22 protein-coding genes, 1 tRNA gene and 1 pseudogene are annotated in these 23603 nt (G+C 56.8%); 17 read left to right on the top strand and 7 right to left on the bottom strand.

From position 1 onward, the window contains the following. Positions 1-39: 39 nt before the first annotated feature. From CLV87_RS11435 to CLV87_RS24360, 3 genes and pseudogenes are all read left to right on the top strand, one after another. Positions 40-1719 carry a ParB/RepB/Spo0J family partition protein gene (locus tag CLV87_RS11435; protein ID WP_099245413.1) on the top strand — a complete coding sequence of 560 codons (1680 nt, stop codon included), beginning with the start codon at positions 40-42 and terminating at the stop codon, positions 1717-1719. Between the two features lie 230 nt (positions 1720-1949). Continuing rightward, the gene (locus CLV87_RS11440; RefSeq protein ID WP_133840763.1) at positions 1950-2174 is read left to right on the top strand and encodes a hypothetical protein; all 225 of its coding nucleotides are present in this window, start codon (positions 1950-1952) and stop codon (positions 2172-2174) included. Then, positions 2171-3178 (top strand): annotated as a pseudogene (locus CLV87_RS24360) (recombinase family protein); the annotation flags it as partial. The gene CLV87_RS11440 and the pseudogene CLV87_RS24360, both read left to right, overlap by 4 nt. A 493-nt stretch (positions 3179-3671) precedes the next feature. Here the strand turns inward: CLV87_RS24360 and CLV87_RS11450 are convergent. Continuing rightward, a tRNA-Ser gene (locus CLV87_RS11450) sits at positions 3672-3761 on the bottom strand. A gap of 147 nt (positions 3762-3908) precedes the next feature. Here CLV87_RS11450 and CLV87_RS11455 point away from each other — a divergent pair. Next, positions 3909-4733 (top strand): DUF2059 domain-containing protein, encoded by an 825-nt coding sequence (locus CLV87_RS11455; protein ID WP_099245417.1) that lies wholly within the window; start codon positions 3909-3911, stop codon positions 4731-4733. A gap of 167 nt (positions 4734-4900) precedes the next feature. Here CLV87_RS11455 and CLV87_RS11460 read toward each other — a convergent pair whose 3' ends face one another. Further along, complete coding sequence (locus CLV87_RS11460) at positions 4901-6658, bottom strand: ATP-dependent nuclease (RefSeq protein WP_099245419.1); 1758 nt, start codon at positions 6656-6658, stop codon at positions 4901-4903. Positions 6659-7165: 507 nt separating this feature from the next. Continuing rightward, on the bottom strand, positions 7166-9607 hold the full coding sequence (locus CLV87_RS11465; RefSeq protein ID WP_099245421.1) for a calcium-binding protein: 2442 nt from the start codon (positions 9605-9607) through the stop codon (positions 7166-7168). A 478-nt stretch (positions 9608-10085) separates the two neighbouring features. Between CLV87_RS11465 and CLV87_RS11470 the strand changes: the two genes are divergently transcribed. The 7 genes from CLV87_RS11470 to CLV87_RS11500 all read left to right on the top strand — a co-directional run bounded on the left by CLV87_RS11470 (position 10086) and on the right by CLV87_RS11500 (position 15751). Continuing rightward, positions 10086-10682: a 50S ribosomal protein L21 gene (locus tag CLV87_RS11470; RefSeq protein ID WP_099245423.1), complete on the top strand. Its 597-nt coding sequence runs from the start codon at positions 10086-10088 to the stop codon at positions 10680-10682. 18 nt (positions 10683-10700) lie between these two features. Beyond that, positions 10701-10970, top strand: coding sequence for a 50S ribosomal protein L27 (gene rpmA, locus CLV87_RS11475; protein ID WP_099245425.1), 270 nt, complete (start codon positions 10701-10703; stop codon positions 10968-10970). Positions 10971-11126: 156 nt separating this feature from the next. Beyond that, the gene (locus CLV87_RS11480) at positions 11127-11666 is read left to right on the top strand and encodes a GNAT family N-acetyltransferase (RefSeq protein ID WP_099245427.1); all 540 of its coding nucleotides are present in this window, start codon (positions 11127-11129) and stop codon (positions 11664-11666) included. 13 nt (positions 11667-11679) lie between these two features. Then, positions 11680-12207 (top strand): GNAT family N-acetyltransferase, encoded by a 528-nt coding sequence (locus tag CLV87_RS11485; protein ID WP_099245429.1) that lies wholly within the window; start codon positions 11680-11682, stop codon positions 12205-12207. Positions 12208-12261: 54 nt separating this feature from the next. Beyond that, positions 12262-13305, top strand: a complete 1044-nt coding sequence (gene obgE, locus CLV87_RS11490) for a GTPase ObgE (RefSeq protein WP_099245431.1) — start codon at positions 12262-12264, stop codon at positions 13303-13305. Continuing rightward, the gene (gene proB / locus CLV87_RS11495) at positions 13293-14399 is read left to right on the top strand and encodes a glutamate 5-kinase (RefSeq protein WP_099245433.1); all 1107 of its coding nucleotides are present in this window, start codon (positions 13293-13295) and stop codon (positions 14397-14399) included. Before obgE ends, proB begins: the two co-directional genes overlap by 13 nt. Before the next feature lie 86 nt (positions 14400-14485). Continuing rightward, entirely contained in the window at positions 14486-15751 is a 1266-nt protein-coding gene (locus CLV87_RS11500) for a glutamate-5-semialdehyde dehydrogenase (protein ID WP_099245435.1), read from the top strand. An 18-nt stretch (positions 15752-15769) separates the two neighbouring features. Here CLV87_RS11500 and CLV87_RS11505 read toward each other — a convergent pair whose 3' ends face one another. Next, positions 15770-16375: a histidine phosphotransferase family protein gene (locus CLV87_RS11505; RefSeq protein ID WP_099245437.1), complete on the bottom strand. Its 606-nt coding sequence runs from the start codon at positions 16373-16375 to the stop codon at positions 15770-15772. Positions 16376-16403: 28 nt separating this feature from the next. Here CLV87_RS11505 and CLV87_RS11510 point away from each other — a divergent pair, with 28 nt between their 5' ends. From CLV87_RS11510 to CLV87_RS11520, 3 genes are all read left to right on the top strand, one after another. Then, a complete protein-coding gene (locus tag CLV87_RS11510; RefSeq protein ID WP_099245439.1) occupies positions 16404-16586 on the top strand; it encodes a DUF3553 domain-containing protein in 183 nt (60 codons plus the stop codon). Between the two features lie 103 nt (positions 16587-16689). After that, positions 16690-17451 (top strand): GNAT family N-acetyltransferase, encoded by a 762-nt coding sequence (locus CLV87_RS11515; RefSeq protein ID WP_099247702.1) that lies wholly within the window; start codon positions 16690-16692, stop codon positions 17449-17451. Next, positions 17448-18284, top strand: coding sequence for a lysophospholipid acyltransferase family protein (locus tag CLV87_RS11520; RefSeq protein ID WP_099245441.1), 837 nt, complete (start codon positions 17448-17450; stop codon positions 18282-18284). Before CLV87_RS11515 ends, CLV87_RS11520 begins: the two co-directional genes overlap by 4 nt. On the opposite strand, the gene CLV87_RS11525 is transcribed toward CLV87_RS11520, so the two are convergent. Together CLV87_RS11525 and CLV87_RS11530 are read right to left on the bottom strand one after the other, a co-directional pair. Continuing rightward, complete coding sequence (locus tag CLV87_RS11525; protein ID WP_099245443.1) at positions 18281-18898, bottom strand: thiamine phosphate synthase; 618 nt, start codon at positions 18896-18898, stop codon at positions 18281-18283. The genes CLV87_RS11520 and CLV87_RS11525 overlap by 4 nt on opposite strands. Before the next feature lie 60 nt (positions 18899-18958). Then, positions 18959-19324 carry a TfoX/Sxy family protein gene (locus CLV87_RS11530; protein WP_099245445.1) on the bottom strand — a complete coding sequence of 122 codons (366 nt, stop codon included), beginning with the start codon at positions 19322-19324 and terminating at the stop codon, positions 18959-18961. A gap of 151 nt (positions 19325-19475) precedes the next feature. Here CLV87_RS11530 and CLV87_RS11535 point away from each other — a divergent pair, with 151 nt between their 5' ends. After that, positions 19476-20219, top strand: coding sequence for an RNA methyltransferase (locus tag CLV87_RS11535; RefSeq protein WP_099245447.1), 744 nt, complete (start codon positions 19476-19478; stop codon positions 20217-20219). An 85-nt stretch (positions 20220-20304) separates the two neighbouring features. On the opposite strand, the gene CLV87_RS11540 is transcribed toward CLV87_RS11535, so the two are convergent. Further along, a complete protein-coding gene (locus tag CLV87_RS11540) occupies positions 20305-20625 on the bottom strand; it encodes an SH3 domain-containing protein (RefSeq protein ID WP_099245449.1) in 321 nt (106 codons plus the stop codon). A gap of 300 nt (positions 20626-20925) precedes the next feature. Between CLV87_RS11540 and ctaA the strand changes: the two genes are divergently transcribed. Continuing rightward, positions 20926-22071, top strand: a complete 1146-nt coding sequence (gene ctaA, locus CLV87_RS11545; RefSeq protein ID WP_099245451.1) for a heme A synthase — start codon at positions 20926-20928, stop codon at positions 22069-22071. Between the two features lies 1 nt (position 22072). Continuing rightward, positions 22073-23548: a carboxypeptidase M32 gene (locus tag CLV87_RS11550; protein ID WP_099245453.1), complete on the top strand. Its 1476-nt coding sequence runs from the start codon at positions 22073-22075 to the stop codon at positions 23546-23548. Positions 23549-23603 lie beyond the last annotated feature (55 nt).

Raw genomic sequence — 23603 nt, forward strand, 5'->3', positions numbered from 1 at the left:
GTGCAATCCCGCATCGATTACTCATGAAAGGATAAAATCATGACCCTGCAATTTATAGACCTAGACCAACTTTCCGTTTCCCCGCTCAACGTGCGCAAATTCGGTGCAAAGGAATGCGACGACCTCGTCAGCAGCATCCGCGCGCTTGGCATGTTGCAACCGCTTCTCGTGCGCCCGTTTGAAGATGGCTTTGAGGTCATCGCCGGACAGCGCCGCTTGAACGCGTGCCGGATCATCGCCGAGGATGGCGAGATTGACCCGATCCCGTGCCTTGTGATGGCGGAGGGCGACGATGCTGCTGCCCTTGAGGCCAGTCTTGCAGAGAATATTGAGCGCCTGCCAATGGACGAGGTGGATCAGTACAAAGCCTTTGCCAAGCTGATCAAAGAAGGCCGCGACGCAGACGATATCGCCGCCACGTTTGGCATCACTCCGCGCATGGTGAGCCAACGCCTCGCGCTCGGGCGGCTGCACCCGCCGATCCTCACGGCCTATCGCAAGGGCGCAATTCAAGCAGGCGACATCCGCAATCTGACCATGGCAACGCCCAAGCAACAAAAAGACTGGTGGGCGTTGATGAAAGATGAAGATGCCTATGCGCCGACAGGGCAGCGCCTCAAAGACTGGCTGTTTGGCGGGGCGCATATCCCAACCGCGAATGCCGTGTTCGATGTGCTGGAGAGCGGGCTTGCCGTTGTCTCTGACCTCTTTAGCGAGGACAGCTATTTTGCAGATGCTGAGGCTTTCTGGACGCATCAAAACACCGCCATTGCCGAAGCCGTGGACGCACTCAAGGCCGATGGCTGGGCGGATGTGATCCTGATGGATCGTGGCAACTGGTTCGCCAATTGGGATCACCGCAGCTGCGCCAAGGAAGATGGCGGCAAGGTCTTTGTAACCGTGACTAACCAAGGCGAAGTCACGTCCCACAAGGGCTATATCACCAAGGCAGAAGCCAAACGCCGCGAGAAGGCAGACATCACGCCCGCCGAGAAGCCGGAACTGACCAAAGCCGCGCAGAACTACGTCGACCTGCACCGCCATGCCGCCGTGCGCAGCGATATGCTTGTGCATCAGGGTTTGGCTTTGCGTCTGATTGCGGCGCATATGATCTGCGGGGCGCGTCATTGGACGGTATCACCCGATCTACAAATTGCCGCGAAACCGGAAATCGAAGACAGCCTTGCGACGAATTCGGGGCAAACCCATTTCGACGAACAGCGCTTTGAAATCACTAAGCTTCTTGGTTTGGACGACCTTTCAAACATCCTCTACAATCCCGAGGATTGGGACAAGCGCAAGCCGATCTGGGATATTCTGGATGCTTTGAAAAAACTTAGTGACGAAGACGTGCTGCGCATCCTGACCTTCCTCATGGCGGAAAGCCTTGATGTGAACAGCCCTATGATTGAACAGTTGGGCGAGGACATGGGCACGGATATGTCCAAGCACTGGCAACCGGACGAGACATTCCTCGCGCTGATCCGTGACAAGCAGGTCTTGAATGCCATGGTAGGTGAGTTCGCAGGAACAAATGCAGCGGCGGAGCACATCACCGCCACTGCCAAGACCCAACGCGCCCTCCTGACCGCCTGTATGGACGGCACCCGCAAACCCGTCGATCCAGACTGGATGCCCCGCTACATGGCCTTCCCGCAGGGCAGTTATCGCGAGGCCGCAGTAGCTGTCGAGACGGAAGACACCATGAAAGCCGCGTAACGAATGGTCACTGCCGGATAGCGACGCGCTATCCGGCAAGATCATCAAAAGATTAGACAATTTCCGAGATATGTGACATGATTAGGACAACATTCCCAGAAATCCGCCCAGAATTTGCACCGCAGCCCGCCCGCGTGCGGCCCGCACCCTTTGTGCGCGGCGGATTTGTTTTTCTAATCAGTAACCAAATTTTGCGCCGCCCAGTTGGGCGGCGCTGGAAAGTGTTTTTCATGTCGCCCGACCTCAACAAATACCGCCGCATCGCCGAGCAGGAAGGCGAAGCGCATCTCTACACAGATGACCGACTCTTGCGCCTCTGGGCGTGTCTCGAAACCCTGCTGCCCCGTGTGTTGTCCGAGACTTGTCCACAACTTCTTTTGCCCGCCTCGGTCAATAAACCCTCCAGTTTCACCGCGAAGACAGTAGAATCCCAAGAAAAGGAGGCCAGCCAATGACAATTGCCGCAGTTTACACGCGTGTGTCCTCAAAAGCGCAGATGAAAAAGGGCGACGGGCTTGCTTCGCAGCAAAGCCGTTGTCGCGAATTTGCGGCCTACAAGGGCTACAGCGTCGAAAAGGTCTATGAAGACAAAGGTGTCTCCGGTGGGCTGGTGGATCGTCCCGCCATCAAAGAAATGCTCGTTTGGTTGCGCAAGAACCGCAAACACGAACCCGTGGTCATCATTGATGATATCTCGCGCCTTGCTCGCGATCTGGATGCACACCTGAAACTACGCGCCGCGATTGGCTCGGTTGGTGCACGGCTGGAAAGTCCTAGCATCGAATTTGGTGACGACAGCGACAGCCTGTTGATCGAAAACATGCTGGCTTCTGTCTCACAGCACCACCGCCAGAAAAATGCCGAGACAACCCGAAACCGCATGCGTGCTAGGTTGCAGGCAGGGTATTACCCCTTCTTTGTCCCGCGTGGATACAAATACGTCAAAGGGGATAGCGGCGGCAAAGTCCTAATCCGCGACGAACCAGCCGCAAGCACCTTGCAAGAGGCGCTTGAGGGATTTGCATCGGGTCGGTTCGACAGCCAAGCGGATGTTGCCCGCTTCCTCGTGCCGCATGGCATCTACAAACTGGACGCCAACGGCACGCTGCACCCGCAGCGCATCAAAAACATGCTGACCAACAAGATTTACGCGGGCTATTACGAATACAAACCCTGGGGCATTCCGCTCTCAAAGGGCAAATTTGACCCGATCATTTCGTGGGAAACGTTCCAACGCATTCAAACCCGCCTGAATGGCACGTCGACTGCGCCGCAGAAAAAGGTGGCGAACGAAGACTTCCCCTTGCGCGGCTACGTCGCCTGCGACAGCTGCGGCCACCCGATGACCGCCTATTGGGCAAAGGGGCGCAACAAGCGCTATCCTTACTACGAGTGCTTTCAAAAAGGGTGCGATGCGCGCAGAAAGTCGATCCGCCGCGCCGATGTCGAGGGCGCGTTCGAAACGCTGCTGCAATCCCTGCGCCCGCCACGCAGCCTGTTCGCCGTGGCCTCAGCCATGTTCAAAGACCTTTGGGACGCACGCATTGGCGATTTTGAAATCCGCCGCAAGGAACAGCAGACGTCCCTACGCAAAATCGAAACCGACATCCGCAAAGCCGCTGATCTGCTGATCGACACCGAAAGCGCGGCTACAGCCCGCGCGCTTGAGGCAAAGATCGAAAAGCTTGAAACGCAATCCGCGTTGATCTCGGAAAACCTCGCCAAAACCAAGCCAAAACAAAAGGACTTCGACACAAGTTTTCGAACCGCTCTAGATTTCTTAGCAAACCCTTGGAAACTCTGGCAAACAGGGCGTGATGATGACCGTCAAACCGTCTTGAAACTGGTTTTCGAAGCCCCCATCCCATATCACCGAGAAAAAGGATTTCGAACCGCCAAAACCACCTTACCCTTCAAGGCCTTAGACGACCTGGACGACGATAGTGAAAAAGTGGCGGAGAGACAGGGATTCGAACCCTGGGTAGGCTTGCACCCACAACGGTTTTCGAGACCGCCCCGTTCGACCACTCCGGCACCTCTCCGCGGGGGTCTTGGTGAAGGGGCGTTTAGACCGCAGAGCGGGCCGTTGCAACCCGAAATTTACACAATCCGCTCATCAAGGCGCTGCCCCCTTGGAAATCCCGCCCATGGGGCCTACCGTTAGAGGGACCCTATCAAAGGATACCGCAATGCTGCGCCGCTTTTTCGTCTGTCTTGTTGCCCTGACCCTGATTGTGCCCATCCTCACCCCGGATCCCGCCCGGGCCCAGGTTGCGCCCTCGGATCAGGTGCTGGATGCGCTGCAACTGGATGAATTGCTCGCCATCATGCGCCAGGAGGGCGTGGCCTATGGTCAGGACATGGCCACCGACATGTTTGCCAGCGGTGAAAACGCGCAATGGCAGGCGCTGCTTGATCAGATCTATGACATCGACAAGATGGAGGCCGTGGTGCGCAAGCATTTTGGCGACTCGCTGGGCGATGCCGACACCGCCGCCCTGCTGAGCTTCTTTGCCTCTGACCTTGGCCAAGAGGTGGTCACCCTGGAATTGCGCGCCCGCAAGGCGATGATCGATGATGCGGTCGAACAGGCAGCGCGGGCCTCATATTACGAAACCGATGACAAGGATCTCGCCGGTGTCACCGCCTTTATCGAGGCCAATGACTTGATCGAAGCCAATGTCACCGGGGCCCTGAACGCCTCTTTCCAGTTCTATCGCGGCATGGTCGATGGCGGCGGTTTCGAGATGAGCGAGAGCGAGATCCTCTCGGATGTCTGGGCGCAGGAAGAAGAGACGCGCAACGATACCCGCGAATGGATCTATGGCTTTTTGATGCTGGCCTATGACCCGCTGGAGGCTGAACAGCTCGACGCCTATGTCGCCTTCTCCTCCAGCCCCGAAGGCCGCGCCCTCAACCGCGCCCTCTTTGCCGGGTTCAACAAAATGTATGACGACATCTCCTACGCCCTGGGCCTCGCCGCCGCCCGCCAAATGCAAGGGCAGGATCTTTAGGGCAGGGGGCGGCAAAGCGCAGGAAGGGGGCTTTGCAAAGTTTGGCGAACGACAGACGGACAGGTTTGCCTAGCCCAAACCAGCCTTTCGTCACATCTGCATTTAACGGCTGCAAAGTTATAAAAGACAAAACCTCCAGACGAGCACTGCAATCACTTGCTTTCAAGCTAGCCCTCGAGATGGCCCTTCACTTCCTTCAGGGTTTCGAAAAGCTCTGGCGGGATATCAGCCGCTGTCATCTCATCAATAACCCGAGATGAAGTCACAGTGACTTTCAACTCTTCTTGTATCCTCTTGGTGATTGCGGAAAATACTGACTTGCCTGGCACAACACGATACCGAAAGTCCACCTCTTGCCAGCCTTTTGTGAAATTAGCCTCTTCTTCTGCGGAAATAGTCGCGATGTCCTTCTTTGACCCTTTGCCAACTTCATACGCTATCTTTGCTCCAATCCTGGCCGACAACGTCTTTGACTTCACTTCGTCGACACTTGTGTTGATCGCGCCAAGGACAACTTTTTCATAGCCTTCTTGCAGTTGATCACGGCCATACTTCTTTACAACGGCAGCAATCGCCTCAGGCACCAAAAGTAGGTTTTCGATTTCCTTACGTGGAAGAACTCGACAGAGCGTATCCCCAACACTCACATCCTCTATGAAGTCTTTTATCTCTTCATCACACCGATAGTCACGATCAAAAATCGCCGACACAGGAATCTTGAACCCAAAGAAGTTTTCAAAAACCCAGGAGGAAGTTGTGACTCTAGTCCAATTTGTGAATCCGTCCGTCTTCATGAGAGTAACAGATGAGTTTGAAATGAAGTCCATCCCCCCAAGCTTCTTGGCAATTTTCGAAAGTATCCTTGCATCATTACCTTCGAAGTACAGAACCTTTTTTGTTTTTGCCAATCTTGCAAACTGTGCATTTTCTGAGCTGCCGATCGCAGCATATACATCTGAATATCCAGCTTCGCCCTGAATTCTCTTGGCGCTCCTGGATCCGGGTCGGATAATTAAAACTTCGCCGGGTTCGACGTCGTTAATAATTTCCGTTGAGTGCGTTGCGATGAAGTACTGACCAACTCGTTGGCCAACCAGTCTGAGAAGACGATGCTGCAAATCAGGATGCAAGTAAATGTCAGGTTCGTCCAAGATAAGTGTTGATGCATGGTTCGAGGTCGAGAGGTGCATCATAGTTTGCATCCAGACTTGGAAGCCGAACCCAGCCCATTGTACCTCTCTTACATGAGGCCCGTCACGGAAGTACATTCGAACAACTGGGCGTTTGCCTCCTCGCTCGATCTCGGGTCGTTGGACCCTAATACCCGGCCAGCCCAACTCAACCAAATCTGCAAACGTCTCAAACTCTGCTTCGGTTTTATGAAGCCAAAAGTTCCGAAAGTTCCGGCTGGCAAGTCGCCCATATCGGTTTCTTTCTACAGTTTCTTGCTGCACAAGTTCTTCGTTTTGCTCAAGCGGGCTGAGCGTTGGAACTATAGTCAGACTTATGGGGAATTGATCTCGCAAAAACTGCGTGTTCTTTCGTGGTTGAAGTTCTGTTTTTAAGTAACATTCCAATGGCCCGTCGTTGGAAGCAGCAACGATGAAGGAGTTTCCGTTCTCCAATTTGATTGATATTTTTGCACGCCCATCTCCAAAATTGTGTATGCAATATCTTAGGTCAGTTTGAACAGCCGAGACTGGTACTTCCCAAGTAGAACAGACGCCATCCTCACCGTGGGACTTAAAAAAAGCGTTCCGTCGACCGGCATACCTTAGCGCATCAAAGCAAATCCTAAATGCGTCTAAAGCTGTCGACTTGCCTGCATTGTTTGGGCCAACGAGGATGTTTTTGGCCCTTGCTGAAATAGTGAACTTGGAAAACGTTTTGTAGTCATAGAAATCAATAGACTTTATTCTGCTCATCAAAAAACCTTACTGTGTCCTAATGCATGGCAATGGGCCTTTCCGCGAGAAATGGCTATTCTCTCCAAAACGAAAAGGAGTCGGCCTATAGAATGCTAGGGACTTCATCATTCTGCAAGGATCCAGAGGGACATTTTCTTGTGTAGCGGTCGTTCGCTCGGAACGCAGCGAATAGTTGGTCTCCGCCCCAACTGCGGGGGCCACTTGATCAGAACAGCCGGAGCGAACATCTCTTTCGGACCGCAAACTGCCATTCCCTCCCCCTTAACCAACCCTAACCGAAGTTAACCCAGTTTCCGGCCCGAAAAACCAACGCAGGGGGCAATCTCTGCTAAATTCAGGCAGAATCGGACAGATTGGGTGGGAGGTTTGATCCGGGGCCCCGGAATTGGGGCGAAAGGGCAGGGGGCAATCTCCCCCAAAGGCGCTCTGTTTTGTACTGATTGCCCCGTTGCCCATTCAGCGCCCGCCCCGTTACCGGGTTGCGGGCGCTGCGTTAATTTGGCTTCAGAAGATGAAATCGCCCGCCTCGAGATCGGCGATATTCACCCCGGTCAGGCGGATGGAATTGCCGCCGCCCGTGTTGATCACCACATCCGCGCCGACCTGCGTTGCCGCGCCCGATGTGGCCGATCCGAGGTTCAGGTCACTGACGTTGGCGATCGCGGAAACGCCTGATAAATCAATCTGTTCCAGGTTGGTGTTCGTGTCGAAATCGCTGATCGTATCGCTGCCATGCCCGTCTTCAAAGACAAAGGTATCGGCGTTGAAATCCCCGCGCATGACGTCATTGCCCGCGCCGCCAATGATCGTATCAAAACCTGCGCCGCCATAGATCGAGTCATTGCCACCTCCGGCTGAAATGATGTCATTCCCGGTCCCGCCGAAAAAGCGATCATTGCCGTTCCCGGCAACCATCATGTCATCGCCGCCCTCTCCGAAAAATCCATTACTATCAGTGATATCGTAGAGGTAGTCATTGCCGTCGCCACCAAACATCCGGTCTAGACCCTGACCACCATAGAGCGAGTCATTGCCTGCGTCGCCATAGAGGTTATCCGCCTGGTCACCGCCTATAAGCACATCCTCCCCCGTGCCTCCTGACAGATAATCAAAGCCCGCATCGCCATAAAGCGTGTCATTCCCGGCCTCACCCCAGAGCCCGTCGACGGATTCACCAAAATTGGACCCGGCGCGGATGATATCATTGCCATCCCCGCCCCAAACCCGGTCGGCCTCGCTCCCGGCATCCAGGCTGTCATGGCCGACCCCACCAAATAATTGGTCAACGCCGTGACCACCGATCAGGGTGTCATCACCAGCTCCGCCAAGCAGGCTATCCGCATGGTTTTCGCCGTTAATAAAGTCATTGCCATCACCGCCGTCAACTGTGTCAAAGCCTGCCCCTCCGTAAACGCTGTCATTGCCATCAAAGGTGCTCAGCCGATCCCCATATTTGGTCAGCGACATGTTATCATCTACAGCGTTGAACGGATCAGTTTCCAGATCTATCCCGTGTCCGGTGACAATGTTCACCTGCAAAAACTCGTAAGCGCCAAGATCGTAATCCTCCAAGTCCTCAAAATTTGTCACGAATTGCAACTCTGCCGTGGCATGTGGATCAGCTGGATCAGCAGCGTCTTGGGGGTCGCCTTGTGAAAGCGCACCTGTATGAACTATGTGAGCAGCGTAAACGAAACTGTCATTTGTCATGAGGTTTGACAGATCAAGGTCCAGTGTCAGGTCACCATTCGTGCCGTTTGAATAGAGCAGGTGATAGTCGTTACTGGTTTCGAATGTCGTTCCCTGGAACACATAGGAATAGCCCACAAATTCATCCTGCGCGTCCAGGAGACGCGAGGCGCTTCCATAGTCCGAGACCAACTGCGTGTCGATCAATTCCGAGGCCATCAAGCGGAACCAGTACCCGGTTGGTGTAAAGACTTGCTCTGCAGTGGTATGGAGACCTAGGGTCGCCCGTCCATTCGGCCCGCCGGCGATGGTCGACCATATGAGCAGTTGGTCTACACCATGTCCGATAAAATCGGCAAACCCGCGTGTCAGAGCGGCAAGTCGGGCCATGCCATAAACGGCGTTGTTACCACCGTAGTTATTCGCTTCGCTTGTGTTCCACTCGGTTACGATAAGTTCGCGACTAGATCCCCACACTTCGCGTATGGTTTCAATTCGCACCTCCACGTCTTCGATAACTGACAAATCACGGTTTTCAGGCGGGTAGTATAAGTGCGTTAAAACACCATCAATAACGTCCAGGCCGATTCCGGCATCCGCGAACCCCCCGTAGAGTGTGTCGTTTTCATCAGAGTTTCGTCCCGCCTGAACGTAGACTCCCACGTTATCTGCAACCACGTCATTTACCCAGCTTGCCATCTGCGCCTGAAGTCTTGCGAATTGCTCTGTCGTCCAGGGGGTATCTTCATCTGCGACAAAAGGGTTGTCTTCATCGCCGAAAAGTAAATCATCTTCGTTGGTGAACTTCTTTTGATAGTATTCGTTGCCGATTTCAAATCCTTCGATGATGACTTTCGGATTCTGCGCGTCAGCCAGATCCAACACGGTTTGAACGAAGTTTTTGATAATGGTTTCTGCGTCACTCTCCAGGTAATTTGAATTGGGAGAGTCTGGATCGAAAAAACGGAATGTCGGCAAAACGATCATGGCCTTGTGGCCGTTAGCGCTGCAGTAAGACAGGAACTCCTCTAATTTGGCGGTATCATTCAGATCGAATTGTGTCTCAGTGATCGTTCCTCCGGGAAAGCGCAGTGTTTGGGTATGGGCGGCATCGGTGACCTGATCGTACCAATTGCCCTCAATGGTACCGTCAGGATTGAAATCCTGGTCGAACAGGAAATTCGATCCGAAATGCGCTGAGGTCACATCCCCTTGGCTGGTGGTCAGGGCAGTTGGGTCATGATTAATGGTGGGCATGTAAAAACTCTCCGTCACTCGCGGCAAAATGAATCGCCCGAAATAGGCTTAACCAAAGTTAACGTGTGATAACCTCTTGAGGTGTGCAAGTTAAGGGTGTGCGTCTTGAAGTCTTTCAACTTAATCGGTTTGAATCTCGGGTTGTGAATTCGAAGGCTGGGGTGGCATTGCCTACTTGGTTGCCAAACAGATATTGTCAAATTTTGCTACATGAGGGGACCGGTTGTTTTGTCGATCGCGCAACTGTCGGTCCCACTTGACAACTTGCCCGCCCTTTGTGTAATGCACGCTCACACGAGGACGGGGCCGGTGCGCCCCGCCTTTTGTTTTTTTTGAAACGAACGTCCCCAAGGGGCGCGCGGTTCGAGGCGGCCAGGGCCTGATGGTCCGCGGGTTGAGGTGGGGAACTGCCGATATCCAGCCATGAACGCCCGGGGTTCCGGGGGCCGAAGGACGCGGGAAAGAAAGGAAACACGCGATGTTCGCGGTACTCAAGACCGGCGGCAAGCAATACAAAGTTCAGGCGGGCGATCTGCTCCGCGTGGAAAAGCTGGCTGCTGATGCGGGCGAAACCGTCCAGTTCAACGACATTCTCATGGTTGGTGGCGACAGCACGACCATTGGCGCGCCCTTTGTGGCAGGTGCTGGTGTTCAGGCCGAAATCATCGATCAGATCAAAGGTGACAAGGTCATCAAATTCGTCAAGCGTCGCCGCAAGCACAGCTCGCAGCGTACCCGTGGCCACCGCCAGCAGCTGACCCTGCTGCGCGTGACCGAGATCCTCACTGCCGGTGCGGACAAGTCGGGCGTCAAGGCGGCGATTGGTGCGGCTTCTGCTCCTAAAGCAGATGCACCTGCAGCGGCTCCGAAAGCTGAGAAAGCGGCTCCTGCTGCTACCGCAGCCGAGGGCGCAGATGATCTGACCAAAATCAACGGTGTCGGCCCAGCCGCTGCCAAAAAGCTGGTCGAGGCCGGCATCACCACGTTTGCCCAGCTGGCGGCTGTTGACGCGGACACCTTTGACGGTGCCAAAGTCAAGCCCGAGTGGGTCGAACAGGCCAAAACCCTGGCCTAAGCCTAAGGAGAGAGACACATGGCACATAAGAAAGCTGGCGGTTCCTCCCGCAACGGTCGCGACTCAGCTGGTCGTCGTCTTGGCGTAAAACTGTATGGTGGTCAGGCAGCAATTCCTGGCAACATCGTCGTGCGTCAGCGCGGCACCAAGTTTTGGCCAGGCGAAGGCGTCGGCATGGGCAAAGATCACACCATCTTTGCGACTGTCGAAGGCGCGGTCAAATTCCACAAAGGCCTCAAGGGCCGAACCTTTATTTCGGTCCTGCCAGTGGCGGAGGCCGCTGAATAAGCCGACCTAGAGGTTGAAAAACAATCAGGGGATCGGCACATTGCCGGTCCCCTGTTTCATTTACGACATGTGGATCGGTCACAATCTGGCGACAAAAGCCGATTAACCGAACCCAAATGCCTAAGTGATAAAGGCAATGCACAGAGGAGAGTGCAGATGAGCCTGGATAGTTTACAGCAGCAGCCCTTGGTTGAGACCGAGCGGTTCGATTTGCGCCCAGTTCAGATGTCTGACACCGGGTTGCTGGAACATTATTGCAGCGATGAACGCGTTGCGCGCATGACCCCGACGATCCCACATCCTTTGCCGCCCGGTGCAGTTGAGGCCATGGTTGATCGCGTCACCGCCGTTGAGCGGGACGAGGATGTTTGGGTCATGGATGCCTCCAAGACCGGCAGTGCCGAGGTGATGGGGGCGATCACGCTCAAACGCATGGATCGCAACCAATCCGAGGTCGCCTATTGGGTCGCGCCGCAATTCTGGAACACCGGCACCGCATCGCAGGCGGTAGAGGCGCTGATTGGTGCCAATCCGATGGGCAATGACACGATCTTTGCCTCTGTCTTTCAGGACAATCCGGCCTCGGCCCGTGTTTTGGTGAATTGCGGCTTTGAATATATCGGCGATGCCGAAGCGTTCTGTGTGTCACGCAATGCCAAGGTCCCGACCTGGACCTATATCAAGAAACTGACCTGAATCGGAGCATCAGATGGGTCGTTTTGAGTTGCGGCCCCTCAGTGCCGCTGACGCTGACTGGATTGCGCGCGAGGTCGCCAATCCCAATGTGCATCGCTGGCTGACCAGCGTGCCCTGTCCCTATGGGCTGTCAAATGCGAAGTGGTTCATTGACCGCTTTGCTGAAAACCCAAGGTTTCGCGTGATCGCGGCTGAGCATCCGCTTGGCGTGATTTCTATTGAAAGCGCGTCATCGTTTGACCCAGACCGTCCCAACGTTCCTGAGCTTGGCTATTGGCTGGCCGAACATGCCTGGGGGCGCGGGGTGATGACCGCGGCCGGGCACCGCATGGTCGATTGGTTCTTTGGCTCTGGTCTGGGCGAGGTAATCGGCTCGGGCTGGATCCGTGGCAATAGCCGCTCGGCCCGCGTGCTTGGCAAGCTTGGCTTTACCCCGACCGGAGAGACCCTGATGCGCCATGCTTATTTTCACGGGAAAGAGGTGCCAATTGAACGTGTTGCCCTGTCAAAAGATCAGTGGCAAATCGCCAAGCCCGCTTGAGTCACCGCCCGTTCCCCGCTACACCGCGCCAATCCTTCACAGAAAGCCCGTCCGATGAAATTTCTTGATCTATGCAAAGTCTATATCCGCTCTGGTGGGGGCGGGAATGGCTGTATCAGCTTTCGCCGCGAGAAGTTCATCGAATATGGCGGGCCGGATGGCGGTGATGGCGGCAAGGGCGGCTCGGTCTGGGCCGAGGCTGTGGATGGGCTGAACACGCTGATTGATTTCCGCTATCAGCAGCACTGGTTTGCCAAGAACGGCCAGGCGGGCAAAGGGCAGGGGCGCACTGGCAAGGATGGCGATGACATTGTGTTGCGCGTACCTGTCGGGACCGAGATCCTGGACGAGGATGAGGAAACCGTGATCGCCGACCTAACCGAGCTCGGCCAGCGTGTGCTGCTGGCCAAGGGTGGCAATGGCGGCTGGGGCAACCTGCATTTCAAAACCTCGACCAACCAGGCTCCGCGCCGGGCCAATCCCGGCCAAGAGGAAATCAACCGCACACTTTGGCTGCGCCTGAAACTGATTGCTGATGTCGGGCTAGTCGGGCTGCCCAATGCGGGGAAATCTACCTTTTTGGCGGCGACGTCAAACGCGCGGCCCAAGATTGCCGATTACCCCTTTACCACACTGCACCCGAACCTTGGGGTTGTGTTGGTCGATGGCAAAGAGATGGTTGTCGCCGATATTCCCGGCCTGATCGAAGGCGCGCATGAGGGGCGCGGTTTGGGCGATCTCTTCCTTGGCCATGTGGAGCGCTGCGCGGTGCTCTTGCACCTGATCGATGGCAGCTCGGGGTCGCTGATCGAGGATTACCAGACCATCTGCAACGAGCTCGAAGCCTATGGCGCGGGACTGGCCGAAAAGCCGCGCGTCACGGTTTTGAACAAGATCGATACCTTGGATGCAGAAGAACGCGAATTCCTCAAGGAAGAGCTGGAACTGGCCGGGGCGGAAAATATCCTCTTGATGTCAGGGGCTTCTGGCGAAGGGGTAACCGAAGTTCTGCGCGCCCTGCGCCCGCATGTTGAGGCCAAGCGCGAGGCAGAAAAGCCCGTTGATCCCGATGCCGAGGAAGAAACATGGCATCCCTAAGCGCGGCAAAACGGGTCGTCATCAAGATCGGCTCGGCCCTGTTGGTGGATCGAGACAGCGGCGAGCTGCGCGAGACTTGGTTGAGCGCCATCGCCCAGGATATTGCAGGTCTCAAGGCGCAAGGCAGTGACGTGGTGCTGGTCTCGTCCGGCTCTATCGCGCTGGGGCGCGGCATTCTTGGCCTGCCCATGACCGAGCTGTCGCTGGAACATTCCCAAGCCGCTGCGGCTGTGGGTCAGATTCGGCTGGCACGCGCCTGGCAAGAGGCGCTGGCCCCGCATGAGCTGACAACGGCGCAGGTGCTGGTGACGCTTGAGGATAGCGCCGATCGCCGCCGCTATCTGAATTCGCGTGCAACCCTGTCGACACTGCTTGGCTTTGGCACGGTGCCCATCGTCAATGAAAACGACACCATCGCCACCGATGAAATCCGTTATGGCGACAATGACCGTCTGGCGGCGCAGGTCGCGGCCACGGTCGGCGCGGATCTGTTGATATTGCTCTCGGATGTGGATGGGCTTTATACCGGGAACCCCAATGAGGACCCAAAAGCGCAACACCTTGATATCATTTACCATATCACCCCCGAGATCGAGGGGATGGCCGGTGATGCCGGGTCGGGCCTTTCGAAAGGTGGGATGAAGACCAAGGTGCTGGCCGCGAAAACTGCCACGGCCTCGGGCTGTGCGATGATCATTATGCATGGGGCCGAGGATCATCCGCTGAAACGGCTTGAAAACGGGGCGGCGAATACGTTGTTCACCCCGCAGCTTGACCCACACGCGGCGCGCAAACGCTGGATTTCCGCGATGAAACCGCAAGGGGCGCTGACCGTGGATGAAGGTGCTGCGCGCGCGCTGGCCTCGGGCAAATCGCTGTTGCCAGCGGGGCTGCGCGGCGTCGAAGGGCGCTTTGGCCGCGGTGATCCTGTGGCGATCCAATTGCCATCGGGCGAAACCTTGGGGCAGGGGCTGTCGCGCTACACGGCGACCGAGGCCCGCGCCATTGCCGGGCGGCACAGTTCCGAGATCGAGGCGGTGCTGGGTTACCCGGGCCGCGCGGTGCTGGTGCATCGCGATGATATGGCGCTTTAAACACGCGTCTTGATCCGCAGCTAGACGCAAACGCCCGCACAGATTAACACTACGTTCGAAACCAAAACCACGCAAAGGAAGCCGTCATGAAAGACCTGACAGACATTCCCGCCCTCATGGCCGATATCGGCGCACGCGCAAAAGCCGCGTCAGCGGAGCTTGCCTTTGCCCCGGCCCCGGTTAAGCAAAAAGCGCTCGAAGCCGCAGCCGATGCGGTTTGGGCGGCGCGCGCCGACATCATCGCGGCCAATGCCAAAGATCTGGATTATGGCCGCGAAAAGGGTCTGTCCGATGCGATGATGGACCGCCTGATGCTGAATGAGGACCGCATTCAGGGCATCGTTGACGGTTTGCGCGCGGTTGCCTCGCAGGATGACCCTGTTGGCCAAGTGACCGAGGAATGGGACCAGCCTTCGGGCTTGAATATCCGCCGCGTGCGCACGCCCCTGGGGGTGATCGGCGTGATCTATGAAAGCCGTCCCAATGTGACGGCGGATGCGGGTGCGCTTTGCTTGAAATCTGGCAATGCGGTGATCCTGCGCGGTGGCTCGGAAAGCTTCCACTCGTCAGGCGCGATCCACGCCTGCCTTGTGGCGGGGCTGCGCGAGGCTGGTCTGCCTGAGGATGCGATCCAGTTGATCCCGACCCGTGACCGCGCCGCCGTGCGCGAGTTGTTGGCCATGACCAACACCGTAGACGTGATTGTGCCCCGTGGCGGCAAGGGGCTGGTTGGCCTGGTGCAGAAAGAGGCGCGCGTGCCGGTCTTTGCCCATCTTGAGGGCATCGTGCATATCTATGTCGATAAGGCCGCCGATCCGGTCAAAGCCCTGTCGGTTGTGATGAACGCCAAAACCCGCCGCACCGGGATTTGTGGCGCGGCGGAATGCCTGCTGATCCATCGCGATGTGGTTGACACGATCGGGCAGGGGCTGGTCAAGGCACTGCTGGATGCAGGGGTCGAAGTGCGCGCGGGCGAGACCTTGAAAGCCATCGAAGGCACAACCGAAGCCACCGCCGAGGATTGGGGGCGCGAATATCTCGACACGATCATTGCCGCCAAGGTGGTCGATGATATCGACGAAGCCATCGCCCATATCCGCCAGTATGGCTCGAACCACACCGATTGCATCCTGACCGAGGATGACGCGGCTGCGGACCGTTTCTTTCAGCGGCTCGACAGCGCGATCCTGATGCGCAATGCCTCAACCCAGTTTGCCGATGGGGGCGAGTTTGGTATGGGCGCCGAGATCGGCATTGCCACCGGCAAGATGCACGCGCGCGGCCCGGTCGGGGCGGCGCAATTGACCAGCTTTAAGTATCTGGTGGTGGGAGACGGAACAACGCGGGGTTGACCTGCGTGGGCCTGTTGATCAACTGATCGACAGGCTCAACTTAACCTCACTGGCGGCGGCGTGCAGTTTGAGACTGCGATCGGCAGCCAGAACCGGCAGCAAGGCAAATTGCACCCGATTGGCGGCAAGTTCTGCCAATTCGGCGGTTCCGTTCAAGTGTTCCCAAAGGTTGGAGGTCACCGACAGGCGCGGCCCTGTGGCCGAGATCATCCAGCCCGCGGCTGTGTTTTCGATAGTCACCTTGCCACCGGTCGGCATGGCGGATTCACAGCAGAGATAGGCAAGGTAGGCCAGCTGTACCTCGGTGCGCAGCATGTCGTCTTGGGGCTGCCATTCCGCCTCCATCCGGGTGCCTTTGCAGATCCCCTCAAGAGTTGCGACGGTTTCCTTGCGGCTCATCTTTTGCCCGTCTGACGCACTGCCAAAGGCAACGCGGAAAAACCGGATACGGGCGGCGGCGCTGGCACAACTGTCCTGGATCAATTCCATTTCTGGGCTGGTATCGGCCGCACCGGCCATTGACATCAGCTCCAATCCGTTCTGGATGGCACCAATGGGGCTTATCAAATCGTGACACAGTCGCGACCCGATAAGGGTGGCTAGCGATTCACTGGAATGGGGCATTTAGTGTTCCAACATTAGGAGAGTAGTTATGAGCGATCTCAACGCTTTGCTGGAGCCGGGCATGTTGGTGACACATCCCGATCAACCTGATTGGGGAACCGGTCAGGTCCAATCGAATATCGCGGGGCGCATTACGGTAAATTTCCGCGAACAAGGCAAAGTGGTCATTGATGGCGCTCGTGTGGTTTTGATCCCGGTTTACGAAGGTTAACGTACAGAGAAACTGTTTCTGAATAGTTAACCATGTTGCCAAACTTGCCAATCTTTTTCTCTCTGCCTAGAAGCAGACACGTTCTGAAACGCGGGATGGGATGATGGTGGCCAAGGTCGATAGCTTTCGCACGCGATTGGCGCGTGATGATGCGGATCTAAAGGCGGCTCAGCGCCTGCGCTATGAGGTTTTCGTCGAGGAGTTGGGGGGCGATGGCCCGCTGGTGGATCACGAAAACCGTTTGGAACGGGATCGGTTTGATCCGTTCTTTGATCACCTTTTATTGCTGGATGAAAATCGCGATGGCGTGGTGGTGGGGGTCTATCGCCTGTTGCGCGCAGATCAGGCCAAGGCGGCCGGGCAGTTCTATTCCGAGGATGAATATGATCTGGAACCTTTGGTAAGAAGTGGCCGCAAGCTATTGGAATTAGGACGTTCCTGCGTTGCGCCGGATTATCGCGGTGGCACCGGATTGTTCCATCTCTGGCAGGGGCTGGCGGATTACGTGCTGACGCATGAGATCGAAATTCTCTTTGGAACGGCCAGTTTCCACGGTACGGATATTGCGCCCTTGGCGCAGTCGCTGTCCTTGTTGCATCATCGTCATCTGGTGCCCGAAGAGCTACGGGTCAGGGCGCGGACCTATCAAAGCATGGATTTGATACCGGAGGCGGATATCGACCGGCGCGCGGCGATGTTGAATATCCCACCCCTGATCAAGGCTTATCTGCGTCTGGGTGGCTGTGTTGGCGATGGGGCCTTTGTCGATCATGACTTCAACACGACAGATGTCTGTCTGGTCATGGACACGGCGCGCATGACGGATCGGCAAAGACAGCTCTACGTTAAGGAAGGTAAAGCATGAGCCCGACCTGGGACCCGGGCGAACGCCCGCCCGACGTGCGCATTTCTGCCTTGGGCTGGGGGCTGGTGGCGATCCGGGTGCCGATTCTGCTGGTGGTGATCTTTGGCGGGCTCTTGGTTCTGCTGGCGCTGCGGCTGGTAGAACGCCCTTTGTTCGGCATGGAGCGTCCGGTGACGCCGTGGATCACGCAAACCGTGTGTCGGATCACGCTAAAGGTCATGGGGCTGCGCCTAATGGTCAGCGGGCCGCGCATGATCGGGCCGGGGGCGATTGTGGCCAACCATGCCTCTTGGCTGGATATCTTTGTGCTCAACAGCCGCAAGAATGTCTATTTCGTTTCCAAGGCCGAGGTGGCCGTTTGGGCCGGGATCGGCTGGCTGGCGCGGGCGACGGGTACGGTTTTTATCAATCGGGACCGGAGAGAGGCGCAAAAACACGCGCGGATCATCGAGGATCGCTTGCTGCATGGGCATCGTTTGCTGTTCTTTCCCGAAGGCACGTCCACCGATAGTCGCCGGGTTTTGCCCTTCAAAACAACGCTTTTTGCGGCGTTCTTTTCACCGCGATTAGAGCATGAATTGCAGGTTCAGCCGGTCAGCGTGATCTACAAAGCGCCACGGGGGCAGGATCCACGATTTTATGGCTGGTGGGGCGATATGGATTTTGGCCCCTCTCTGATCCAGCTGCTTGCGCAACCGCGGCAAGGTTCGGTTACACTGACCTATCATGACCCGGTGCGCGTCGATGCGTTTGAAAACCGCAAAGCGCTGGCGGCCGCATTGGAGGCGCAGGTGCGACAGGGGTTTGAAAACGGGCAGAAAGAGCCCTCTTAACGCATTGCGGCGATGAGAGAATTTAATGTTGCCAGCGGGTCATCCGTGGCCCAGATCTCTTCTCCGATGGCAAAGAAATCGGTGACCGGGCTCAGCGTCTTTACCTGATCCAGCGTCACATTGCCTTCGGCCACAACGGGCACTTCGATCATCTGCGACCACCATTCAAAGAGCTCGTGACCGGCCAGTTCGCCATCGCCCAAGGAGCCGGAAACCGGCCCGAAGGAGACGTAATCCGCGCCATTTTCGCCCGCGCTCATCCCGTCATGGCGGGATTGCCCGCAATAGGCACCGACAATAGCATCGGGGCCAAGTTCCTTGCGGGCATTGCGCACCGTACGCGCACCGTCCAGCAAATGCACCCCGTCGAGCCCCAAACGCTTGGCCAGCACAACATGGGTGTCGATGACCAGGGCCACATCGGCGCGATGGGCGACATCGCGAATGGCGTCAGCGGCTCGGGTCAGGCGATCTTCGTCATGGGTGGCAAGGCTCAGGCGCAGGCAGGCGATTTCGGCACCTTGCAGAACCGTTTCGAGCTTGGCAGGGAAACTGCCCAGATCGAATTCCGGTGGCGTGGTGAGATAAATCTGCGGGAGGTCCTGATCTGCCATTTCGAACTCTTATGCGTTTGCTTTGACGGATGTTTTAGCCGGTCACGCAGGGTTTGACCATCAGGATTTGGACTTGGGTTTCTTTGCTGGCTTAGGGGGCAGTGAGGCGGCGAATGCCATGGCAAGCTCGGTCAGTTTCTGGCGAGTGTCGTCATCGGCAAGCACATCCTCGTCCACCTCGACCATGCCTTTCATCGGACGACCTGTGAAACCCAGCTCTTTGACGCCGGGCAGGGCGAGGGCGGTTTCATAGCGATCCGGGCCGACGCGATACATGCCGCCCCCTTTGTGAACGCCGCACACCATATTGCCGAAACTCAGGAAACAGAGCCCGCCAAACATGCGCTTTTCCTCATGGCCAGGCAATTCGCCCGCCGCCATGAGATCGTCTCGCATCACTGTGGCATGGCCTTCATCATAGGGCATCGTGTCACTCCTTACCTTTGTTCCCAGTATAGGGGGCGGATGCCTCCGGCGGGAGTGTTTTTGCCAAGAAGAAGACAGGATCGAAAAAACACGGGGCTTGCGCAAAACCGGCTGGGGGCCTAGGGCATGAGGCCGATTGAAGGAGAGCGACATGGTGTCTGAAAACGCGCAGCCGGCCTTTGTTTTGGTGCGCCCGCAAATGGGTGAGAATATCGGGGCCTCGGCGCGGGCGATGTTGAATTTTGGGCTGGAACAGATGCGGGTTGTCGGGCCAAGAGACGGCTGGCCCAGCGAAGCGGCCTTTGCCATGGCGTCGGGGGCTGGTCGGGTTTTGGATGCCGCCCAGCTGAGCGATGATCTGGCTGGCGCGCTGGAAGACCGCACCTTTACCTTTGCGACTACGGCGCGGCCGCGGGATCTGACCAAGACCGTTTACACGCCGGAACAGGCGATGAAGGAGGCGCGTGTGCGAATCGCGCTAGGTCAGAAAGTGGCGGTGATGTTTGGCCCGGAACGCGCCGGTCTGGAAAATGCCGACATCGCGCAAGCCAATGCGATCATTTCCGTGCCGGTGAATCCGGAATATGCCTCGCTTAACCTGGCGCAATGTGTGTTGCTTTGTGCTTATGAATGGATGCGCGCCACATCCGAGGCGGAGCCGGTGGTCGATGTGCTGGCGGGCACCGAAATGGCCAATGGTCAGGAGATCGAACACCTTGCCAAGCATTATGAGGAGCGGATGGAAGAGGCGGGCTTTTTCTATCCGGAACACAAGATCGAGAGTATGAAGGTCAACCTGCGCAATATGTGGAGCCGAATGCCGCTGACACGCGCAGATGTCCAGATGTTGCATGGCATGATGCGCCAGATCGTGCGCTGGAAAGATCGCTCATAACGGTTTGTCGAACGAAAAAGGACCAGCCAAGAGGCTGGTCCAAGGCTGTGCCGGGTTAGGGAGGGGAGACCCCGGCCAGGTAGGTTTAGTAATGCTTGTGGCCGTGGCTGTGGCCGTAATGCTTTTTCTTCGGCTTTACGTAGTGGTTGCAGGAATGGTTCTGCAGGTACTTGCCGGACACCCAGTAGTAGTGGTGGTTGTAAGACACCTTGGCCCAACCGTTTTTCCAGCCCACAACGTGGATCTTGGTGCAGGGGTGGAAGGTGCCGATCACCTTGTAATAGGTGCCTGGGCCGGAGCGTGCGTTCAGCTTAACGCCTTTTTCGATCCATGCGGTAGAGGCTGTTGCGGCAGTTGCACCCATGGCAGTGGCGGCGATAATGGCGGAAATCAGAAGCTTTTTCATTTTGTAGGTCCTTGGCTAAAGTCTGTGTTGCTGTTGTCGTAATTTCTGCATTCAACCTACATGATTGGGATGGGGCGGCTAAGTCTGGAAAGTCTGACCAAGGTATTCCTTACCCTCTAGCTCATCCAATTTTCGCAGAAACAAGGTTTCGCCAATGTCGAGAGGGCAGTGAAGGCATGGTCTTAGATCGGCGGTTCTGTGGAAACGGGAAACGCCAAACCGCGTCGCAGAAACGCATCCCTGTTGAGGTTGAAGCCAGTGCACTCCAGCACTAGTGTCTCGCGCAAATGGAGAAGAAACATGGCTGAAAAACGCAAGCTGTTTGAAGATGTGAGCGAGGCTCAGAGCAAGCCAGCCGAACCGACAGGCGGGATGATCGATGCGGGCAAGCGCGGGGCGCGGCGGGCGATCCGTGTCTGGCTGATGCTGCTATTTGCGCTGGTGGTCGTGATGATTGCCGTGGGCGGGTTGACCCGGTTGACCGATAGCGGGCTGTCCATCACCGAATGGCGCCCCGTGACAGGTGCGCTGCCCCCGATGAGTGCCGAGGCTTGGCAGTCGGAATTTGAGAAATACAAACAGATCCCGGAATATGAACTGGAGAATAAAGGCATGACCCTGTCTGAATTCCAGTTCATTTATTGGTGGGAATGGGGCCATCGTCAGCTGGGCCGGGTGATTGGCCTGGTTTGGGCCCTTGGCTTTTTTGGTTTTCTGGCGACGAAACGTATTCCGACAGGCTGGACGGGCCGTTTGCTGGGTCTTGGCGTACTTGGCGGTTTGCAAGGCGCCGTTGGCTGGTGGATGGTCGCTTCGGGCCTGACGGGGCAGATGACCGATGTGGCCTCATACCGGTTGGCAACCCATTTGGGGCTGGCGTTTGTCATTTTGGGCTTTATCGCCTGGTATGTTTACAGTCTGGGTCGCGAAGAACGCGCGCTGATGCAAGCGCGGCGTTTGAGCGAAGCCAAGCTGTTTGGCATGTCCACCGGGCTGATGCATTTCGCCTTTTTGCAGATCCTGGTGGGGGCACTGGTGGCCGGTATTGATGCGGGGCGAACCTTTAACGATTGGCCGCTGATGGCAGGCGGAATCCTGCCGCCAGAAGCATTTGACATTCAGCCGATTTGGCGCAACTTTTTCGAGAATGCTGGGTTGGTTCAATTCGTTCACCGTGTACTTGGATATTTATTGTTGATTTACGGTTTCATCACCTGGCGTCGTGCGCGACTGTCCGCAAATGCAGATACACGTTTCAGGTTCAACGCGGTTTTCGCCATGTTGTGTTTGCAGGTTGTTCTGGGAATTGTCGCGGTCTTGTATATCGCACCATGGCATCTGGCCTTGGCGCACCAATTGGGGGCAGTGGTTTTGTGGGCATTGATCCTGCGCGCGCGGTTTGCGGCCCGCTACCCTGTGGAACAAAGCATCCGAGGAGCAGCGTGATATGAACGCTTATACCGATCTTATGGCCTTTCAGCGTGACACTGAGGCCCTGGGTCAAACCGCTGGCCGGCTGAGCTGGGATCAGGAAACCATGATGTCACCAGGCAGCGCTGATCAGCGCAGCGATGAAATGGCGGCAATCGAGGGGATCTTGCATCAGCGCCGTGTCGATCCGCGCATTGGCGACTGGCTGGCCGCTATTGATGAGGCGTCTTTGGACGCGGTCGCACAGGCACAGGTGCGCGAAATCCGGCGCTCGTTTGAGCGCAATTCGCGGGTGCCCGAACGGTTGGCCTCGGAACTGGCGCGCATGATCTCCAAATCGCATGGGATCTGGGCCGAGGCGCGGGCGGATGACAATTTTGCCGCCTTTGCCCCGACCTTGAAAGAGGTTGTCGCCCTGCGCAAAGAAGAGGCCCAGGCGCTGGCGCAAGGGGGCGACAGCTATGACGCCCTGTTGAACGATTACGAGCCGGGCGCAACCGCAGCTGAGCTCAGCGCCATGTTCGGGGCCCTGCGCCCTCGTTTGGTGGCCCTGCGCGAGGCGGTTCTGGCACAGCCGGAATTGCCGGGGCTGACGACCCATTTTGACGAGGCGGGGCAGATGCGTCTGGCCGAAAAGCTGGCGGCGGCCTTTGGCTATGACTTCCGCCGTGGCCGCGTTGACAAGGCCGTGCATCCGTTCAGCTCGGGCAGTGGCAATGATGTGCGCATCACCACACGGACCGAGGCGCTGGACCCGTTCAACTGCTTTTACTCCACCATCCATGAGGTGGGGCATGGCTGTTACGAGCAAAACATCGATCAAGCCTATCGTCTGACCCCGCTGGGGTCTGGCGTGTCCATGGGGGTGCATGAAAGCCAGAGCCGGATTTATGAAAACCAGCTGGGCCGGTCGCGCGCCTTTACCGGGTGGTTGTTCAAACAGATGCGCGATGAGTTTGGTGACTTTGGGATCGCGGACGAAGAGACGTTCTATGGTGCCGTGAACCGGATCAAAAACGGCTATATCCGCACCGAAGCGGATGAGGTTCAGTATAACTTACATGTCTTGCTGCGTTTCGATCTGGAGCAAGCGGTGATCAAGGGGGATCTGGCCGTGGACGATCTGCAAGGGGCCTGGGACGACCGGTTCCTTGCCGATTTTGGCTATGCGGTGGACAAACCCTCAAACGGTGTCTTGCAGGACGTGCATTGGGCCGCAGGGCTGTTTGGTTATTTTCCGACCTATTCGCTGGGCAATGTCTATGCGGGCTGCCTGCATGACGCGCTGCGCAAGGCGGTGCCGGATCTGGATGACCAATTGGCGCAGGGTGACACCAGCGCCGCCACCGGCTGGCTGCAAGAGAACCTGCAGCAGTATGGCGGGCTGCGCGAGGCCAAGGCAACCATCAAACATGCCACCGGGGCAGAGCCAAGCGAGGCACCCTTGCTCGATTACCTCGAGAGCAAGTTCAAAGATCTCTACAAGTTGTAACGGGCAGGGCGGGGCAACCCGCCCTTTTCCTTAGGGTCAGGACCCATTAATTCAC

This window comes from Pelagimonas phthalicica (genome assembly GCF_004364805.1).
In the GTDB taxonomy this organism is placed as follows: domain Bacteria; phylum Pseudomonadota; class Alphaproteobacteria; order Rhodobacterales; family Rhodobacteraceae; genus Pelagimonas; species Pelagimonas phthalicica.

Excerpts from the sequence above, each read along its gene's own strand:
- CLV87_RS11550 (WP_099245453.1), top strand. The coding sequence starts at position 22,073 with ATGAACGCTTATACCGATCTTATGGCCTTTCAGCGTGACACTGAGGCC.
- CLV87_RS11465 (WP_099245421.1), bottom strand. The coding sequence starts at position 9,607 with ATGCCCACCATTAATCATGACCCAACTGCCCTGACCACCAGCCAAGGG.
- CLV87_RS11440 (WP_133840763.1), top strand. The coding sequence starts at position 1,950 with ATGTCGCCCGACCTCAACAAATACCGCCGCATCGCCGAGCAGGAAGGC.
- CLV87_RS11435 (WP_099245413.1), top strand. The coding sequence starts at position 40 with ATGACCCTGCAATTTATAGACCTAGACCAACTTTCCGTTTCCCCGCTC.
- CLV87_RS11535 (WP_099245447.1), top strand. The coding sequence starts at position 19,476 with ATGGTGTCTGAAAACGCGCAGCCGGCCTTTGTTTTGGTGCGCCCGCAA.
- CLV87_RS11455 (WP_099245417.1), top strand. The coding sequence starts at position 3,909 with ATGCTGCGCCGCTTTTTCGTCTGTCTTGTTGCCCTGACCCTGATTGTG.
- CLV87_RS11500 (WP_099245435.1), top strand. The coding sequence starts at position 14,486 with ATGAAAGACCTGACAGACATTCCCGCCCTCATGGCCGATATCGGCGCA.
- ctaA (WP_099245451.1), top strand. The coding sequence starts at position 20,926 with ATGGCTGAAAAACGCAAGCTGTTTGAAGATGTGAGCGAGGCTCAGAGC.
- CLV87_RS11480 (WP_099245427.1), top strand. The coding sequence starts at position 11,127 with ATGAGCCTGGATAGTTTACAGCAGCAGCCCTTGGTTGAGACCGAGCGG.
- CLV87_RS11530 (WP_099245445.1), bottom strand. The coding sequence starts at position 19,324 with ATGCCCTATGATGAAGGCCATGCCACAGTGATGCGAGACGATCTCATG.
- CLV87_RS11515 (WP_099247702.1), top strand. The coding sequence starts at position 16,690 with ATGGTGGCCAAGGTCGATAGCTTTCGCACGCGATTGGCGCGTGATGAT.
- CLV87_RS11520 (WP_099245441.1), top strand. The coding sequence starts at position 17,448 with ATGAGCCCGACCTGGGACCCGGGCGAACGCCCGCCCGACGTGCGCATT.
- CLV87_RS11460 (WP_099245419.1), bottom strand. The coding sequence starts at position 6,658 with ATGAGCAGAATAAAGTCTATTGATTTCTATGACTACAAAACGTTTTCC.
- obgE (WP_099245431.1), top strand. The coding sequence starts at position 12,262 with ATGAAATTTCTTGATCTATGCAAAGTCTATATCCGCTCTGGTGGGGGC.
- CLV87_RS11540 (WP_099245449.1), bottom strand. The coding sequence starts at position 20,625 with ATGAAAAAGCTTCTGATTTCCGCCATTATCGCCGCCACTGCCATGGGT.
- proB (WP_099245433.1), top strand. The coding sequence starts at position 13,293 with ATGGCATCCCTAAGCGCGGCAAAACGGGTCGTCATCAAGATCGGCTCG.
- CLV87_RS11505 (WP_099245437.1), bottom strand. The coding sequence starts at position 16,375 with ATGCCCCATTCCAGTGAATCGCTAGCCACCCTTATCGGGTCGCGACTG.
- CLV87_RS11470 (WP_099245423.1), top strand. The coding sequence starts at position 10,086 with ATGTTCGCGGTACTCAAGACCGGCGGCAAGCAATACAAAGTTCAGGCG.
- rpmA (WP_099245425.1), top strand. The coding sequence starts at position 10,701 with ATGGCACATAAGAAAGCTGGCGGTTCCTCCCGCAACGGTCGCGACTCA.
- CLV87_RS11510 (WP_099245439.1), top strand. The coding sequence starts at position 16,404 with ATGAGCGATCTCAACGCTTTGCTGGAGCCGGGCATGTTGGTGACACAT.
- CLV87_RS11525 (WP_099245443.1), bottom strand. The coding sequence starts at position 18,898 with ATGGCAGATCAGGACCTCCCGCAGATTTATCTCACCACGCCACCGGAA.
- CLV87_RS11485 (WP_099245429.1), top strand. The coding sequence starts at position 11,680 with ATGGGTCGTTTTGAGTTGCGGCCCCTCAGTGCCGCTGACGCTGACTGG.